Here is a 1,539-nt window from a genome sequence, read left to right as displayed (position 1 = left end):
TACTCTGGGTACCCGATACTGCTAGTGTCACTGCCAGTGTGTTCTTTTGTCAAGGCTTGATGTGAAGAAAGTGAGCTTTACGTGTCTGACGACCACGATCTCGACTACTCCGGCGTGGGCACCTTGGTGTGCCGCGGCAAGGAGATTGCTGTCGAGGTGAAAATCAAAGGCTATTTCCAGCCCCTCAACGGCTTGTACACCTGGTACGGCAGGATCGACAAGAACGATGCGCTCGACGCCCTCCTCGCGGGCAGGCGCACGGTTGCTGTCTTCGTGACACCAGAGGGCCGCGCCGAGTGCGTCGTGGGCGATCCTGATTTCTGGGATCGCTATCGCATCTCGGGCACGAGCAGGCCGCCGTACCACATCCCCACCACCCTGGAGGAAGTGGAGGCGATAGCAGAGAGCGAACATCACAGCTGACCGATCTGCGCAGCCGCCCTGGGGGCGTCCCCCAACAATCCAGTCTGAGAGGAAATTTGTACGTGGCCAGGCCGTCGATCATCCGGAACCGTCCATCGAGGCGTTCTGCCGGCACCGGTGAGTACAGCGCTGTACTGGAAAAGGTCGCCTGGTTCACGTTGCGGCGCAAGGGGGTCGTGGCGTTGGTCTGGGTCGTGGTTGCGGTCGGCCTCGCAGTGCTATTCCCGCAGCTGGAGTCCGTGATCCGACAGCAGTCGGTGGACCCGATACCCGCGGGCGTACCGTCATTTCAGACGCTCGACCGGATGGGTGAGGCGTTCAATGAGAAGGGGGCCAAGACCACCGTCTTCGTCGCCATGGAGAACGACGAGGGCTTTTCGGACACCACCCGCGCCAGGTATGACGAATTGGTGACCACACTACGTGCGGACACAGAACACGTCATCGCAGTCCGCGACCTGCTCGGCGACCCGCTCACGGAGAGTCAGGCGCTGAGCAAAGACAAGAAGGCGTGGTATCTGCCTATCGGTGTCACCGGGACGTTGGGCGGGCCGGACGCTGCCAACGCCGTGGAAGCGGTCCGTGACACCACGGACGAAATCTTCAGTGGTACCGACACAACTGTCCGGGTGACCGGTCCACCTGCCACGTTCACCGACCAGCTCGCGGTGGGTGAGACCGATCTGGTCGTGATCACGCTCGCCACGGTGCTGTTGATCGCCGGGATCCTACTGATCGTTTACCGATCGATCTTCACCGCTCTCATGCCGCTGCTGGTGGTCGGCATGAGCCTGGCAGTGGGCCGCGGGGTGCTCTCGGGTCTGGGCGAATTGGGCATGCCCGTGTCTCAATTCACCTCGATGTTCATGACAGTAATCATCTTCGGCGCCGGAGTCGACTACTCCGTATTCCTCATAAGCCGGTATCACGAGGGCAGCCGGGCGGGTGACACCCCGGACGTGGCCATTGCGAACGCCACAGCAACGATCGGTCGCGTGGTGCGTGGCTGACGACAGCCTAGTGCCTGAGGTCGACGCCCTTATCGTGACGCTCCGGCTGGCGTTGGTGCTGGGTCTGGTTGCGGTGCTGGGGGAACGCGGCGTTGCACTTGGTCCG

Annotated in this window: 1 protein-coding gene and 1 pseudogene; both read left to right on the top strand. The window is 62.0% G+C overall.

Features of this window, described 5'->3' with window-relative positions; all coding sequences use genetic code 11:
• Window positions 1-81: 81 nt before the first annotated feature.
• Window positions 82-423 carry a DUF4873 domain-containing protein gene (locus ACJMNC_RS18155; RefSeq protein ID WP_408949345.1) on the top strand — a complete coding sequence of 114 codons (342 nt, stop codon included), beginning with the start codon at window positions 82-84 and terminating at the stop codon, window positions 421-423.
• Window positions 424-485: 62 nt separating this feature from the next.
• Window positions 486-1,424, top strand: a pseudogene (locus tag ACJMNC_RS18150) (MMPL family transporter); the annotation flags it as partial.
• Window positions 1,425-1,539 lie beyond the last annotated feature (115 nt).

The sequence above is a fragment of the Gordonia sp. VNK21 genome, assembly GCF_046098115.1.
GTDB lineage: Bacteria > Actinomycetota > Actinomycetes > Mycobacteriales > Mycobacteriaceae > Gordonia.
The sequence above is the reverse complement of the archived record's forward strand: the minus strand, read 5'-3'. Positions and strand labels throughout refer to the sequence as shown.